Below are 15075 nucleotides of genomic sequence, written 5' to 3' on the forward strand. Positions count from 1 at the left end.
ACGAGACGTGACCCGGCGGGGATTACCGCCCCACAACGAGCCAGGCCTTGGCAGGAGGGGCCTGATGCTGATCCTGTCGTCGCCTTCCGGCGCCGGCAAGACAACGCTGACCCGCATGCTGCTGCAGACCAAGGAACTCGATCTCACATTGTCGATTTCGGTGACGACGCGGCCGCGTCGGTCGAGCGAGGTCGACGGCATCCATTATACGTTCATCGAAAAGAAACAGTTCGAGGCGCTGCGCGACGCTGGCGATCTGCTGGAATGGGCGGAGGTGCATGGCAATTGGTACGGCACCCCGCGCGAGCCGGTTGAAAAAGTCCTGGCGCAGGGCCGCGATGTGCTGTTCGACATTGATTACCAGGGCACGCAACAGGTCAAGCAGAAGACCGCCGACGACGTTGTGACGATTTTCATCCTTCCGCCGTCGATGAAGGAATTGCGCGCGCGCCTTGAGCGTCGCGCCGAAGATCCGCCGGATGTCATCGCCAAGAGACTGGACAATGCGCGGAACGAAATTCGCCGCTGGACTCAATATGATTATGTCTTGGTGAATGGCGACCTGCAGAGCACCTTCAACGACCTTTACGCGATTCTGACAGCTGAGCGCCGCCGCGCTGCGCGCCAGAAAGAGGGGATCGGCGCTTTCGTCGAAAAGCTGCTGGCCGAGGCGTGACCAATCGGCGCGTTCAGCCGCCGGTTTGAAATAGGGCCGATTGCGGGAAAGGTCAGGCTGGCGGGAGCTCGGCCTTGTAGGATGTAACTGCGACGATCGCGGCGGGCGAACGGATTTCATTATTCAGATCGCATCACGACGACTATCGCGACGGTGAACAAATGCGCGACTTCGCGCATGTCGCTGATTGCGTCGCCGATGTGACTTTTTGCACATCCAGGCGTTTCCGGCCTATTCAATCTCGGAACGGGCAAGGCTCGTCCGCTCCTAGGCCGTTGTGACGAATTCGGCGTTTGGGGGATTCTCGCGAGGATCTTTCCATGATTCAAGGCTGATTTTTGGAGATCAGCCTTGATGATTCGGGATGTCGATGCGCTGCGAGACGATCAATGGGAGCGGCTTTGTGATCTTGTGCCAGGCGGAAGAGCCGGCCAGCGCGGGCCGCGCTGCGACAATCGACGCTTCGTCGACGCGCTGTTATGGATGGCCCGCTCGGGCGGCCGCTGGCGCGATCTGCCCGAACGCTTCGGCGACCATCAGGCGGTGAAACGCCGCTACTATCGCTGGATCGAGCGCGGCGCCTTGGACGGATTTCTTGAGGCATTCACCGCCGAGGCCGATCTCGAATGGCTGATGATCGACTCAACAATCGTGCGCGCCCATCAGCACGCGGCCGGCGCAAGGATCGCCAAAGGGGGGCGGATGCCCAAGGCCTGGGCCGCTCTCGCGGTGGTTTGAGCACCAAAATCCACGCCGCGACAGACGCACTCGGCAACCCCGTTCGGCTCCTTCTCGGACCTGGGCAGCGCAACGACATCACAAAAGCGCACGCCCTGATCGAAGGCTTTGCGGCCGATGCGATCATCGCCGATAAAGGTTATGACGCCAATCACTTGCGCAAGGCTGTTCTTATGCGTGAGGCTGAGCCGGTGATCCCATCAAAATCCAATCGCCGCGCGCCGCTCCCCTACGACAAGGCGCTCTACAAGGAGCGCAATCTCGTCGAGCGTTTCTTCAATAAACTGAAGCAGTTCCGGCGCGTCGCAACCCGATACGACAAGCTCCTCGCAAACTACCGAGGCTTCGTATTGCTCGCCGCTATTGCTATCATGCTCAGGTAATTCGTCACTACTGCCTAGACCTTGTCTTCGCGATCGGAGCCGCCGTGGGAAAGAAAGTGAATATAGGATATATTGATGTTCCGGTCAATATTAGTGATTGATATCAGTATTTCACTCAAGCGGACATGAACAAGCTCTGGAGCGCGGGTTACGATTTAACTTTTCATTCATTAGAATCCGGGGTAGCGGACTATGTCTCGCATCTTATGCTGACGGGTTCCTACCGCTGAAGAATTAATGACGAATTTCGAGCCAAATAGAGAAAAATTCGTTTAAAGAAAATATGACGACGCGAGATCAAGATCGAAAATGTCGTGGTTAGAGTCTAAGAGCTGCGCTTTCCTTCCAGGGCCTTCAATGTTATAAGCAAGTCACGTCGCCACATAGAGTTGAGAACCAAATGGCGGAACTTTGTAAGCCTGATGGAAACAACCTGTGTTTGGCGATGTCAAAAAGAGGAGGCTTGGTGGACGCTCCCTCAAGACGCCAAATAGTCGATCTAAAAGCGGCGCAACGATCATCAACGAAATCAATTGTTTATGACGGGCAAAGTCTGCAACTGCGTCCCGTCGCTTCGCCTTAGTTGGGCTTTTAGCGGGTGAACGCCCAATTCAGCCGGGCGGTCTTTGCCGGAGTTTAGCGCAAGCAACATGACCGACTTTGATTTATCTGCTCATTGGAGTCGGCTTCAGAAGTCGCTTTCCAGGTTGACCGATCAATTGGGAGCCGTCTGGCAGCGCCGGACCTTCAAAACCGCCAATGACGCCGAGGAGGCTTCAGCCAGCGGCAAAGGCCATGAAGCGACGCAATTTACTCGCCCGATGCCGATGCGCTCCGGAAAAGAGCCCTCGGAACGCATCGTGATCTATCGGCTCGGAAGCCTTGGCGACACGGTCGTCGCTCTGCCTTGTTTCCATAAAGTGGCGGAAGTTTTCCCGAATGCCGAGCGATATGTGCTGACGAACAGTCCTGTTTCGTCAAAGGCGGCCCCACTTGAGACCATCTTGCGCGGGTCGGGCCTTATTGAAGGCATCATTGATTACCCTGTCCAACTGCGATCAGTCAGGCATTTGTGGGATTTGGCGAGGCGTCTGAAGAGGCTGAAGGCGTCGACCCTCGTTTACCTTGCGCCGCCTCGAAAGCGCCTCAAAACTTATCGCGACCTTGTGTTTTTGCGTCTCTGCGGCTTCAAACAAATCATCGGCGCTCCAACGTGGAAAGATGAACAGGACGACCTGATCGACCCCGCGACGGGACTTTTCGAATATGAATGCCAGCGTTTGGTCCGTGGCCTCGCAGCATTGGGACCCATTGATCTCGAGCGCCGCTCTAATTGGGATTTGCGGCTGACCGGTCAAGAACGGGAAGCCGGCGGTAAGGCCATCGCTCCCTTCAATGCACGGCCTTTCATTGCGATCAATATGGGCGGCAAAGTCGTCGAGAACCATTGGGGTCAGGACAATTGGCGACGTCTCTTCGTCGAACTCGCCAGCACCCATGGCGCATATGGGCTTTTTGTCGTCGGCGCAGCCGAGGAGAGCTCCTGCGTGTCGGAAATCACGAAAGGCTGGCCTAGCGCGGTGGTCAACGCTTGTGGACGCCTTATGCCTCGCGAAAGCGCGGCCGCGCTCGCAGAAGCCAGCCTTTTTATCGGCCATAATTCGGGTCCGATGCACCTTGCCGCCGCTTGCGGAATTGTCTGCGTGGCGCCGTTTGGCGACCAGAATCCGCCGCGCACTTGGCACCCCTACGGTTCCGGGCACAGAATTATCCATCATATGGAAGGGATAGCGACTATAGGCGTCGATGACATGGCCGCGGCCGTCCGCGAGGCTTTGCCAGCGTTGGCCGACGTGAACAGCAAACTTTAGAATGCGAATGTTTCTTTCTTAAATAGATTTGTTGTTTATTCGCTTTGAAGGCCTTTCTGAAAAGGTCATAGTTTTTCAAATATGACGCTGGCTTGATCTCAACGCATGATCTCATCCAAAAAGCGGCGCTTTCTTTTGGGCGGCGCTCCAGGTCCAAGTCCAAGGGATTCGCATGTCGTCTCCAGCAATCTTCCTTGATCGGGATGGAACTATCATCGTTGAGAAGAACTACCCTTCCGATCCGGACCAGGTTGTCCTCCTTGATGGCGCCGCGGAGGGACTTCGCGCCATGTCCCGGCATGGCCTGCCTTTTGTCGTGGTCTCCAACCAGTCCGGCATCGGGCGCGGCTATTTTTCAGTTGAGCAGGCGGACGCGGTGGAACAGCGCCTCAAAGACCTGCTGGCTCAGGAGGGCATTGCGATTGCCGGATGGTATAGGTGTCCGCATGCGCCCGACGATGACTGCAGGTGTCGCAAGCCGTTGCCTGGCATGATCGATGCGGCGGTTCGCGACCTTGATCTCGACCCGATGCGCTCCTTTGTGATTGGCGACAAAAGGTCTGACATAGATCTCGCGGCGGCAGTCGGCGCCGCCGGCATTCTCGTCACCACAGGACACGGGCGCTTGGACGCGGATTATGCCCGCTCGGTAGCGGCGCCGGTTTGTCGCGACCTCGTTGAGGCCAGTGAGGAAGTCGCTCGCCGTTTGACGCTAGACAGCCGCCGCACGAACACTGCCGTCACGCTCTAGCAGAATCGGGCTGTCCAATGGCGTCACCAGGTTCACTTCGGCGCGTCGGCTTTACCTTCAGCGCCCAAATTTACAATCAGGTCATCAATCTTGGCGTCCAGATCGCGCTTGTGCCAATTTTTTTGCACGCGTGGGGCGCGGAGCGCTACGGCGTCTGGCTATTGTTGTCGGCGATCCCGACTTATCTGACGTTTAGCGACTTCGGCTTCACGCTGAGCGCCAAGAATGAAATGACGATTAAGGTGGCGAAGGGTGACAGCGGAGGCGCGGTAGTCACTTACCAAAGCGTTTTCATGCTCCTGAACCTCGTCGCAGGCGGCGTTATTTGTCTCGCCGCTCTAGCGCTTCTCAGTATCAGGCTAGGGTCGTTTTTCGAACTCGGCGACGCATCCGAGACGCAGGCGAAACTTGTCCTTTTTCTACTGTGCGCTGACGTCGTCCTCTACCAGTATTTCCTGCTTTTTTCGGGGGGCCTCCGTGCTGCGGGGCGACCTGCCGCCGAAGTGGCCGTGAGCGCAACCGCAAGGCTTTGCGGCGGCCTGCTGACTGCCGCGACGGTATTTCTCGGGGGAGGCATCGTCGTTGTCGCCGCCTTGACCCTCGTCAAAAGCCTTGTGTTTCTCGCCATTGTTTTTCTGTGGTTGCGCAGGATCTCGCCCTGGCTACGCCTCGGCTGGTCGCACGCCTCCAGGGCCGAGGTGAACCGGCTGTTTCATCCTTCCATCAGCTTTATGTCGCAGACGGTTGCGCAAGCCTTGGCGATTAGCGGACCAGTCATCGTCCTTGGACTGGCGGCAAGGCCGGTAGACGTTGTGATTTTCTCAACCTGCCGCACGCTGGCAAGGCTTGGCACGACGGCGACGAATACGGTGGGGGCCGCGATCATGCCGGAATATTCGAGACTGTTCGGGCTGGGCAATATTGCTCTTTATAGACGACTTATAGTCTTGCATTTTTTGGCCGCGCTCGCGATTTCCGTGGTTTATTTTATCGGCCTTTCCGTCCTCGGAGGCTGGATATTGTCCATTTGGACGAAAAGGAAAGTGTATATCGAACAACCATTTTTCGGTCTGTTGCTGCTATCCGTCATTTTCGAAATGCTATGGACGACGATTTTCATTCCGCTTGCCGCAATCAATCGTCACGTCGTGACCGCTCATGCTTACGGCGCCCTCGCTTTTGTTGCAGTGATCTGTAGCTATTTTCTTGCTTCGCCTTATGGGTTGACGGGGGTTGTCTCGCCTTTGCTTGTTATAAATGGGGCAATGTTGATTATAGTTGTGGCGCAGATGTATCAAAAATCGCCGAAAGTAAAAGACAGCTGGTGACACTGATGAAGATATTATATCTTGGCCCGGAAGAAGGAACTGCAATCCAGAGGATTTTAGCCCTCAGAAGGCTTGGCCATGAAGTGACTGTAGTTGACCCATATCTTGCCATCCCGGCGACGCGCTTTCCAGCAAGGCTGTTCCACTACTGGATTTACAGAACGGGGGCGTTTGGTTTTGCTTGGCTCATCAGGCGTTATGTTTTGTCTAGGGTGAAAGGCGCGAATTTCGATTTTGTTCTAGTGGATCACGGAGAGCTCCTTGATGGAGCAACAATAATAGCGCTGAAAAAAATCGGCAAAGTCGTTGTAAACTATAATCAGGACAATCCCTATGTCGCGCGGGACAGGCAAAAATGGCGTTTGTTTCTGAAAGCCTTGCCGAATTATGACTTGGTGGCGACCCACAGAATAACTAGCGCGGAAGGCGCCCGGCGGGCTGGGGCGCGACATGTGCTGCTTGTGAGAGAGGCGGCGGACGAAGCTGTCCATAGACCAATCGAACTAAGCGAGCAGGATCGCGCGCGGTTTACTTCTGATGTTGCTTTCGTCGGCACCTGGATGCCTGAGCGCGGCCCATTCATGCTGCGGCTCATTGAAAGGGACGTGCCGTTGAGAATCTATGGATCTCGCTGGAACAAGGCTCCGGAGTACGAAAGGCTGCGGCGGCATATTGTTCTTGGCAACCTAGATGGCGATGATTACGTCAAAGCTGTTAGGGGAGCCTCCATTGCGGTCGGACTCCTGTCCAAGGGCAATGAAGATCTTCATACTACGAGAAGCTTTGAAATTCCCGCGATAGGGACGCTTTTTTGCGCCGAGCGGACGACGGACCATCTCGAAATGTATAAGGACGGCGAGGAGGCGGTATTTTTCGAAGACGCAGAGGAGTGCGCTGACCTCTGTCTTTCGTTGCTTGGGCAGCCTGAGCGCATCAAGCAGATAGCGGCCGCTGGACTTTCTCGTGTGCACAAGAATGGCGACTTCAACGAGAAGCTTTTGTCCAAGATAATAGAGGCTGCCGCAAAAGCATAGCGCCCCGCAAGCTAACGGGTTTCGCGCTCTCTATTTGGTACCATACGCTCATTTCTTATGATCGACTTTGCGGTCGGTCAAGAAGATCCAAAAAATAAGTTGGCTGCATCTTGTTATATTAAAAATAATTTAACTTATATAGAACGATAGAAATTAAATTAATTACTGTGACGTCAGCATTTACGCTGCCTTTCAGCTTCAAAACCGCAAGGTCTTAGCTGCCCAGACGTTTCACCCGTCTGGGGTCGCGTCTCTGATATTCGGGATCCGCTCATTCTTGTTAAATGGTCAGATTTCATCAGATCTCAGTCTACATTCTTCTAGGTTGACAGAAACAGATGTTTCATGGTTTTTAAAGGAAGTATATATTTACTATATTAAATCAACCTTGGGTTATTTAATCGTCGTCCGCTTCTTATGGTTGCCTTCATTTCAATTTGAATTCCATGCCGCGTTGCGGCAAGTCTTTACAATTCGATGCGGCATTGCGACGATCTTTACATTGGCGTTCAGTGAATGTTGTCACATTTAACGCAAAGGCCCGGGCGCATTGTCGTTTGCGCATTGGAAACCTATTCAAGAATAGGTGGAATACAGAATTTCAATCGCCGGGTTTTTCAAAACCTTGCGCGGCGCGCGATTGGGAAGCATTCGCCGCTAGCCATTGTGCGAGGCGACCAGAACGCGCAGCTTCCAACGATACAAGGGCTCGAAATTACGGCCCCCAAGTGTAAAATCTGCTTTTACCTAAGAGCCGGCTGGGAAGGGCTGACCAAGGCTAATATTTTTATCCTCTGCCACATCAATCTGCTCCCTCTTGCAGTTCTGGTCAGGATTATGCGCCCCAAACTGCCTATACTCCTCTTCGTTCACGGAGACGAAGTCTGGAATATTCGCAGGAAAAAGCGCTTCTATGAGACGCGGTTCGTCAGTTCTCTGACGCGGATCGCTGCCGTTAGCCAGTTCACGGTCGACGTGATGGCCCGTGAATTCGACGTTCCCTTGACGAAATTCCGGCTTCTGCCCAATGCGGTCGATCCCCTCACTGTTTCGCCGAGCTCAAACCAGCGGTCGCTTTCGACGATCCTGACCGTGACGCGGCTCGCCGAGAGCGAGCGGGAGAAAAACGTCGATAAAATGGTTCGCGCTGTCGCCGTGTTGAGACAAAAACTGCCGGACGTCAGATACGACATTATCGGCGACGGCTCGCTGTTGCCGGAGTTGAAAAAGCTTGCAAAAGATCTTGGCGTCGACGACGTCGTCAGGTTTTACGGTCGGGTCGATGACGCGGAGTTGCTCGCGGCCTATGAGCGCGCGTCGGTCTTCGCCATGCCATCGAACAAGGAAGGTTTCGGGATCGTCTATCTCGAAGCGTGGCAGCATGGATTGCCGGTCATTTGCAGTTCGATTGGCGCCTCGAGCGAAATCGTCGCTGACGGCGTTGACGGATTCGTCGTCGATCCCGACGAAGAGGCGGCGCTCGTGGAGCGCCTCTATCTGTTGTTGTCTCAACGTCAGGCGGCGGCGGAGATGGGGGAGCGCGGTCGCCAAAAGGTTATGGAAAAATACCTCGACGCGAACTTTCGGACGGCTCTTGATCAAATACTGGATGAGTTGCTCATCGAATCGAATAGCGAAGAGCTCGCAACCATTGACGGCGCGGAATTGAAGCGCTGAGGGCGGGGATTTCGCTGTCGGATAATCTATCGCCAGGTCGAGCCGTCTGGAGGTTACGATGATGGTCCAAAACCGACGTCCAGGGGGCTACCCAAACCGCGCTCGCGCGCCTATGCTCCGCGCGCTTTGTAGAGTTGGGACAAGACATGGCCGCACATGGCGTACCGCACTTTCACAATCAACCGGGGGTTCCGCGAGTCCGCGTAGGGGCGAAGGAATTCATGTGCGTCGGCGCATTGCCGCCGTTCGATCATCCACATATTTTCATCGACATGGGCGATGCCAATGAAGCTATCTGCCCCTATTGCTCGACCCTCTACGTCTATGACGCGGATTTGCATGGAGGCTGCATTCCGGCCGAATGCGCTTTCGATCCAGAGACCGCTCTCGACAAAGTCTGAGCCGTCGCGCTGGGGCCGATGAGCCGTCCCCATGCGCTGATCGCCGGGGCGGGAATCGGCGGTCTATGCGCCGCCCTGTGTCTTGCGCGCGGCGGCTGGCTGGTCAGCGTCTTTGATCAGGCAAGCGCGCTTGAAGAGGCTGGAGCCGGTCTTCAGCTTTCGCCCAACGCCAGCGCGATTCTGCGTGACCTCGATGTCATCGAGCGCTTGATCCCGTCCAGCCTCGCGCCCCGCGCGATCAAGATTCGGCGCGCGCGCGATGGCGCGACGCTCAGTCTGATGCAACTCGATGACGCCGAAAAGCGCTGGCGCGCGCCCTATCTTCTGGTTCACCGCGCCGATCTCCAGCAGGCTCTCCTTGACACGATCGCACAGCATGACGCGATCGCAATTCACACTGGCGTCGCAGTTGCGGGCTTTGCCGCCGGCGGCGATGGCGTCGCGGTGGCGTTGAGACGCGGGTTGATCCGAATGGAGGCGGCCGGCGATTGCCTGGTCGGCGCCGACGGGTGGCGCTCCATCGTGCGCGCAAAATTGCTCGGGAGCGCTGCAGACGCGTTGCGATTCTCGAAGCGCACCGCGTGGCGCAGTCTTATCGCAGCGAGCCGCGTCGCCCCCGATATGCTGCGGCCGGAGACCTCCGTTTGGCTCGGGCGCAAAGCCCATCTTGTGCATTATCCGTTGCGCGGCCAGACGATCGTCAATGCGGTTGCGATCGTCGAGGATGAGCTTGGCGATTCTGGCGCGGAAAAGGGCTGGTCGAGTCCGGGCGATCCGGCTTTTCTCGAGGCGCGATTTTCTGGCTGGGATAAAACCGCGCGCGCGCTGCTCGCCGCTGCGGACGACTGGCGCAAATGGCCGCTGTTCGATCGCGATCCGCTCGAAGCGTGGACAATGGGGCGAGTCGCGCTTCTTGGCGACGCCGCGCATCCGATGCTGCCTTTTTTGGCGCAGGGGGCTGCCCAGGCGATAGAGGACGCCGACGCTTTGGGCCGCGCCCTCGCGAGCGATCAGGACATTCCGCGTGCGCTAAAAACCTATGAGGCGATGCGGCTTCGGCGGTCGAGCCGGGTGCAGCAGCAGTCGCGACGGCAGGGCGAGATCTATCATCTGTCCGGTCCGGCCGCCCTTGCGCGCGATATCGGTCTGCGCGCGCTCGGCGGCGAACGGATGCTCGCCCGCTTCGATTGGCTCTATGATGCGAGGCCATGATCGCTTTTTTGGAGCTGCCGCAAAACGATCCGGGGCTTGACAGGAAGAGGCGGCAAATGAGATTGGGGCGTTGCGCTTCTCCAGCGGAGTTCAGAATGCCCCGGATATATCTGTCGATGGCGATGCTCGGCGCGACTCTCGCGATCGGCGGCTGCAACGCTTCGTCTGGCGCGCCGGTCGCGGCGATCCCGTCAGCTCCTGCCGGGCCGGCTCAGCCCAATTGGCCGCCCTTGCCCGCGAACGCCGCCTGCAGCGATAATCTCAATCGTTACCAGACGGTTCTTACGTCCGATGTCAGCACGGGCAACGTCAATCAGTCAGTCTATGATCAAATCGAGGCCGATTTGATGCGCGCGGCGGACGCCTGCGCCGGCGGACGCGACAGCGAGGCGATGAGCATTATTCGCGCTACCAAGGTGAAGCACGGCTACCACGCCTGAGCTAAAGCGCGGCGCAAATAGCGCAGCGTGAAAGCCGGCATCCGCTCTTCGTCGAGGTCACGGGTTGAAAAGACAGCGTGCAGCGCGACGAGTTCGGGCGTGCTTTGCGGCGCTATAAAAGCCTTGAAACGCGCCTCAATCTCGGCGGCGGCGAGATTCGAGCGGGTGATTTTCATGCAGGCGATGCGCGGACCTTCAAAAACGACGCTCCAGCCTGGCGCGAGGGTCACTTCATCGGCGCGGATGCCGGTTTCCTCCCGCAGTTCGCGCAGAACGCTGCCCTCGAGATCGAGCTTGCCGTCCTTGACATCGTCGCGGTCCGGCGTTCCTGCGGGGAAATAGATCCGGCCGGCATTGGCGGTGAGATCGCTCATTTGGCCAAGCATGAAAGCGCCGTCGGCGGACATCAGCGCCGCCATGGCGAAGCAATTGCGGACCTCGGCGTCAGGGAAGCCGAAATCGCGCCAGGCGAGAAAGGTCTTGTATTCGACTTCGGACGCCGCGCCGCGCAGAACGCGCCGGCCGCCGTCAATCTCGACGCGCCTCTCGAAGTTGAGAAAGACGCGGCCATTGAAGAGATGCGGGTTCTTCGCGGCGAGCTTGTCCCAATGGCGATCGATGGCGGCCGTCTCATCGATCGCAAAACGCCAATCCCTGGACTCGACCGCAATATCGATGTCATCGATTTCTTCGACCCGCGCGGCATCAGATGTCATTGAGGTCACCCGCTCAAACGACAAGCGCGCGGAGAGCTTTGATGTCGCTCCACCATTGATCCAAAGCTGAGCTGGAGCAGGCGAGTTCTTCGTCAAGACCCATGGTGAATTGTCGCCATTGATCGAGAAAGCGGATGCTGACGCTGACCAGAGTCGGGATGCCAGCGGCGGCGGCCGAGCCGATTTCCGCCAAGACGCCCCTGCCGTCGGCTTCGAGCTTGCCGAACCTGTTGATGAACAAAAGCTCCGGCGATCGCGCAATGGCTCCGGCGAGCAAATGGCCGACCTCGGCGATGGCGGCGGTGTCGATCCGGCAGGATTGCGAATGACGCCCGAGATCCTGCAAAATCGTGATGCGCCGTCCAGTTTCGACATCAAGGACCTGAGCCTCCCGGCAATTGCAATCATCCGCCTCGTCGGTGATCTGGATCGCGCCGCCGATGCAATGGCCGCGCCGCTGTTGATCTTTTGCGAAGTCTTCGATGATGCGATTGGCGGGTTCGCCCGGCGCAAAGACCAGTGCGGCCAGGGTTTTGGGAGCATGCGGATAGCGTCCGCTCACGACTGCGCCCGCCTGATGTAAAACTGGACGACGCCGTCGAGGCTTTCCTGACGCTCAAGGTGATCGCCGGTCTGCTGCAACAGGTGGGGGATATCGATGGAGGCCAGCGGATCGGTGCATTCGACGATGAGAAGGCCGCCCAGCTCAAGCTTGCGCAAAGCCTTGCGGGTCCGCAGCGCCGGTAGAGGGCATTTCAGGCCGCGCAGATCAAGAAGCGTCGAAATCGAGTCAAGCGTCATGCGCGCGATTCTATAAAGTGATCGGCTATAAGCGTCGAGCTCAGCCTAGCTGATGTGGGCGCGAGGTTCCAGAGGGAGCGCAGAATTTGAGCGAAATTGACCGGTCGAGGCGGAACTTTGACGGTTGCGGCCGTTTGACGCCGCTTGCGAAAGCATTGTCCGCGCTCGCCCCCTTCTGCGGCGAGGTTGCGCCGACGTTGATGCGCGTCGAGGAGGTCGTATATTGCGTTGCGTGCGCGCCGATTTGCGCGGCGCGGATGTCGCGCGAGGCTTGCGCGCGGTCGGCTTTGTTCTGGCTCTCGACATTGACCAACGAGGCGTTCAATCATGCGCGTAATAGGCTTCGCCGGTTGGAGTGGGGCTGGCAAAACCACTTTGATCGTCAAATTGATTCCGGTTCTCCGCGCGCGCGGCCTTTCGGTCTCCACGCTGAAACATGCGCATCATGCGTTCGATGTCGACAAGCCAGGCAAAGATTCCTATTTGCATCGCGAGGCGGGGGCGAGCGAAGTGCTTGTCGTCTCGGCCAATCGCTGGGCTTTGATGCATGAGCTGCGTGGGGCGGCGGAGCCGAACCTTGCCGAGCTTCTCGCGCGGATGAGCCCTGTCGATCTCGTACTCGTCGAAGGCTATAAGCGCGACGCGCATCTCAAGATCGAGATCAATCGTACGGCCAACGCAAAGCCGTTGCTTTATCCCGATGATCAAAGCATTAAGGCGCTGGTCAGCGATGGCGAGGTCACGCCGCCGCATCTGCGGCATGCCCATCTCGACGATGCGAACGCCGTCGCTGATCTCGTTCAAGATCTCGCCGCGCCTTTGACGGAAACCATCGAACTGCTCAAAGAAGCCGCGCGGCCGTAAGCTTATTTCGATCCGCTTGAACTATGCCGGCATAGGAAACGTGACATGCAAAATCGATCGTGGAAGCTCCACAAATCTTTACCAGGACTGGCCGCCTGCATGTCGATAAGCCTTATGGCGGCAATTGCGCCTGGGTTTGCCGCGGATGCGCCGACTGCGGAAACTCTGCTGCGAGCAGGGCAAGACGACAATAATTGGGTTCTGCCCGCCAAGACCCATGCGGGCAACCGCTACACGACGCTTAAACAAATCGACAAAACCAATGCCGGTGGCCTGCGTCTGGCTTGGAGCACCAATGTCGCCGAAGGGGAGCAGGAAGCGGCGCCGATTATCTGGAATGGCAAGATGTACGTCTCGACGCCGCATGACGGCGTGCTCGCGCTCGACGCGGCGACCGGTAAACTCCTTTGGCAAGCAGCCTATAACCCCGCTTATGTGCTGTTGTACGCCGTCAATCGCGGCGTGGGCCTCGCCGACGGCAAGGTGTTCATCGCCACCCAAGACTGTCAGATTCTGGCCCTTGACGCGGAAACCGGCAAAAAAGTTTGGAGCGTGCAGGGCTGCCGCGACACCAGCAACAGTTTTTATTCGATGGCGGCCTATGTCTACAAGGACCGGATCATCGTTGGGACCGGCGGCGGCGACAACGGCAATATTGGCTTGGTTAGCGCCTTCAGCGTCAAAGACGGCGCGCGCCTATGGGATTGGCAATCCATTCCTGGCCCCGGCGAGCCGGGTCATGAAACATGGCCGGGCGACTCCTGGAAGCACGGCGGCGGCGCCGTATGGAACGGCTTGGCTGTCGACCAGGATAGCGACACCTTGTTCGTTACGCCCGGCAATCCCGGACCGGACTTGGTCATGACGGGACGCGAAGGCGAGAATCTCTATACCAATTCGTTGGTCGCGCTGGATATTTCGGGCAAACAGCCGAAAATGAAATGGTACTACCAGGTCATGCATAACGACACGCATGACAGCGATCCCGCGATGATTCCAGTGTTGTTCGAAGGCCGCGTCGATAAAAAAATGCGGTCGCTGGTCGCGATCGGAGACAAAGCCGGCAACTTCGTCATCCTCGACCGCCAAAGCGGCGAGGTTGTGCATCGTCTTGCCGTAGACAAGCAGGAAGGCCTCGATACGGCGCCGACCATGGAAGGAAATTCGGCATGCCCCAATCATGGCGGCGGCATTGAGTGGAACAGCGGCGCTTATGGTCCCGCCAGCAACGTCTTCCTGGTGCCGAGCACGGAAGAATGCGCCGTGTACAAGATCACGACCGAGACTCCGCAATATATTGCCGGTCAGACCTATCTAGGCGGCGCGCTGCCAAAACGACAGAACGCCACTGGGGTCGTCAGCGCGATTGACGTCGATACCGGCAAGCTGCGCTGGCGTCAGCCCCTGCCGTATCCGGCGCAAGGCGGCGTTCTCGTGACCTCGACGGGCTTGGCCTTCACCAGCGACGTCGGCGGCAATCTCTATGCTTTTGATGCGGCGACGGGCCAGCAATATTGGAAGGCCGCCGCCGGTTCGGCGATTGTCGCTCCAATCTCGGCTTACAGCTTCAACGGCAATGAATATCTGACTGTCGTCGTCGGCAAAGCGGGCAACCAGCAGACGCCGAACCTTCCCGCTTCGGGCGGCAGCCGCGTCCTCACCTATGGGCTGGGCTCTACGCCGGCCATTAGCAACGACGCAACCGGCCAAGTCGCGCTCGCGGAGGCGCCGAATGGCGTCGGCCGGGAATCCGAAGCGCCGTCAAGGTCCAGCGGCTCCGCGCCGTACACCCCGCAGCAGGTCGCACAGGGGGCCGCGGTTTACGCCAGGGAATGCGCGGCGTGCCACGGGGCCGGTCTGCAAGGCATCTCCGCCCCGGCCTTGACCGGCCCCAGTTTCGGCCATTCGCATCTCAACGCCTCGGAGTTGCGCACTGTCGTGGTGCAGAGCATGCCCCTGACGGCGCCGGGAACGCTTAAACCTGATGAATACGCATCGGTGATGGCCTACCTTCTAAAATATAACTGCGTGCAACCCGCCGGCGACGGAAAGCAACCGTTCCCGACCACGGATCTGTCAGCCTTGAAAGAGGTGGTGCTTGGCGCGGCTACTTGCGCGCCGTGAATGCATCTTTGATCGCTTCAGGCGCCTGTGTAAACGGACCGCTGCGCTGAGCGCCGCGG

15 protein-coding genes and 1 pseudogene are annotated in these 15075 nt (G+C 57.9%); 12 read left to right on the forward strand and 4 right to left on the reverse strand.

The features are described 5' to 3' along the window. Positions 1-64 precede the first annotated feature (64 nt). From gmk to WDN46_09805, 10 genes and pseudogenes are all read left to right on the forward strand, one after another. Positions 65-676: a guanylate kinase gene (gmk, locus tag WDN46_09760; protein MEJ0093706.1), complete on the forward strand. Its 612-nt coding sequence runs from the start codon at positions 65-67 to the stop codon at positions 674-676. 354 nt (positions 677-1030) lie between these two features. Then, a pseudogene (locus WDN46_09765) lies at positions 1031-1797 on the forward strand (IS5 family transposase). A 650-nt stretch (positions 1798-2447) separates the two neighbouring features. Beyond that, entirely contained in the window at positions 2448-3668 is a 1221-nt protein-coding gene (locus WDN46_09770) for a glycosyltransferase family 9 protein (protein MEJ0093707.1), read from the forward strand. Between the two features lie 172 nt (positions 3669-3840). Further along, the gene (locus WDN46_09775; GenBank protein ID MEJ0093708.1) at positions 3841-4419 is read left to right on the forward strand and encodes an HAD family hydrolase; all 579 of its coding nucleotides are present in this window, start codon (positions 3841-3843) and stop codon (positions 4417-4419) included. Positions 4420-4436: 17 nt separating this feature from the next. Continuing rightward, positions 4437-5747, forward strand: a complete 1311-nt coding sequence (locus WDN46_09780; protein ID MEJ0093709.1) for a hypothetical protein — start codon at positions 4437-4439, stop codon at positions 5745-5747. Between the two features lie 5 nt (positions 5748-5752). Continuing rightward, positions 5753-6781 (forward strand): glycosyltransferase, encoded by a 1029-nt coding sequence (locus WDN46_09785; protein ID MEJ0093710.1) that lies wholly within the window; start codon positions 5753-5755, stop codon positions 6779-6781. A 564-nt stretch (positions 6782-7345) separates the two neighbouring features. After that, positions 7346-8458, forward strand: a complete 1113-nt coding sequence (locus tag WDN46_09790; GenBank protein MEJ0093711.1) for a glycosyltransferase family 4 protein — start codon at positions 7346-7348, stop codon at positions 8456-8458. Between the two features lie 146 nt (positions 8459-8604). Beyond that, a complete protein-coding gene (locus WDN46_09795) occupies positions 8605-8859 on the forward strand; it encodes a zinc-finger domain-containing protein (GenBank protein MEJ0093712.1) in 255 nt (84 codons plus the stop codon). A gap of 18 nt (positions 8860-8877) precedes the next feature. Next, positions 8878-10071: an FAD-dependent monooxygenase gene (locus WDN46_09800; GenBank protein ID MEJ0093713.1), complete on the forward strand. Its 1194-nt coding sequence runs from the start codon at positions 8878-8880 to the stop codon at positions 10069-10071. Between the two features lie 95 nt (positions 10072-10166). Next, positions 10167-10511, forward strand: a complete 345-nt coding sequence (locus tag WDN46_09805; GenBank protein MEJ0093714.1) for a hypothetical protein — start codon at positions 10167-10169, stop codon at positions 10509-10511. On the opposite strand, the gene WDN46_09810 is transcribed toward WDN46_09805, so the two are convergent. From WDN46_09810 to WDN46_09825, 4 genes are read right to left on the reverse strand one after another with little or no spacing between them, the layout of a single operon-like run. Continuing rightward, positions 10499-11227, reverse strand: coding sequence for an NUDIX hydrolase (locus tag WDN46_09810; protein ID MEJ0093715.1), 729 nt, complete (start codon positions 11225-11227; stop codon positions 10499-10501). The genes WDN46_09805 and WDN46_09810 overlap by 13 nt on opposite strands. Before the next feature lie 13 nt (positions 11228-11240). Then, the gene (locus WDN46_09815) at positions 11241-11789 is read right to left on the reverse strand and encodes a DUF2478 domain-containing protein (protein ID MEJ0093716.1); all 549 of its coding nucleotides are present in this window, start codon (positions 11787-11789) and stop codon (positions 11241-11243) included. Then, the gene (locus WDN46_09820; protein MEJ0093717.1) at positions 11786-12028 is read right to left on the reverse strand and encodes a sulfurtransferase TusA family protein; all 243 of its coding nucleotides are present in this window, start codon (positions 12026-12028) and stop codon (positions 11786-11788) included. Before WDN46_09820 ends, WDN46_09815 begins: the two co-directional genes overlap by 4 nt. 40 nt (positions 12029-12068) lie before the next feature. After that, a complete protein-coding gene (locus WDN46_09825; protein MEJ0093718.1) occupies positions 12069-12353 on the reverse strand; it encodes a hypothetical protein in 285 nt (94 codons plus the stop codon). A 2-nt stretch (positions 12354-12355) separates the two neighbouring features. Between WDN46_09825 and mobB the strand changes: the two genes are divergently transcribed. After that, positions 12356-12892: a molybdopterin-guanine dinucleotide biosynthesis protein B gene (gene mobB / locus WDN46_09830; protein MEJ0093719.1), complete on the forward strand. Its 537-nt coding sequence runs from the start codon at positions 12356-12358 to the stop codon at positions 12890-12892. 45 nt (positions 12893-12937) lie between these two features. Then, a complete protein-coding gene (locus tag WDN46_09835; GenBank protein ID MEJ0093720.1) occupies positions 12938-15016 on the forward strand; it encodes a PQQ-binding-like beta-propeller repeat protein in 2079 nt (692 codons plus the stop codon). Positions 15017-15075: the final 59 nt, after the last annotated feature.

It is taken from the genome of Methylocella sp. (genome assembly GCA_037200525.1).
Classification (GTDB): Bacteria; Pseudomonadota; Alphaproteobacteria; order Rhizobiales; family Beijerinckiaceae; genus Methylocapsa.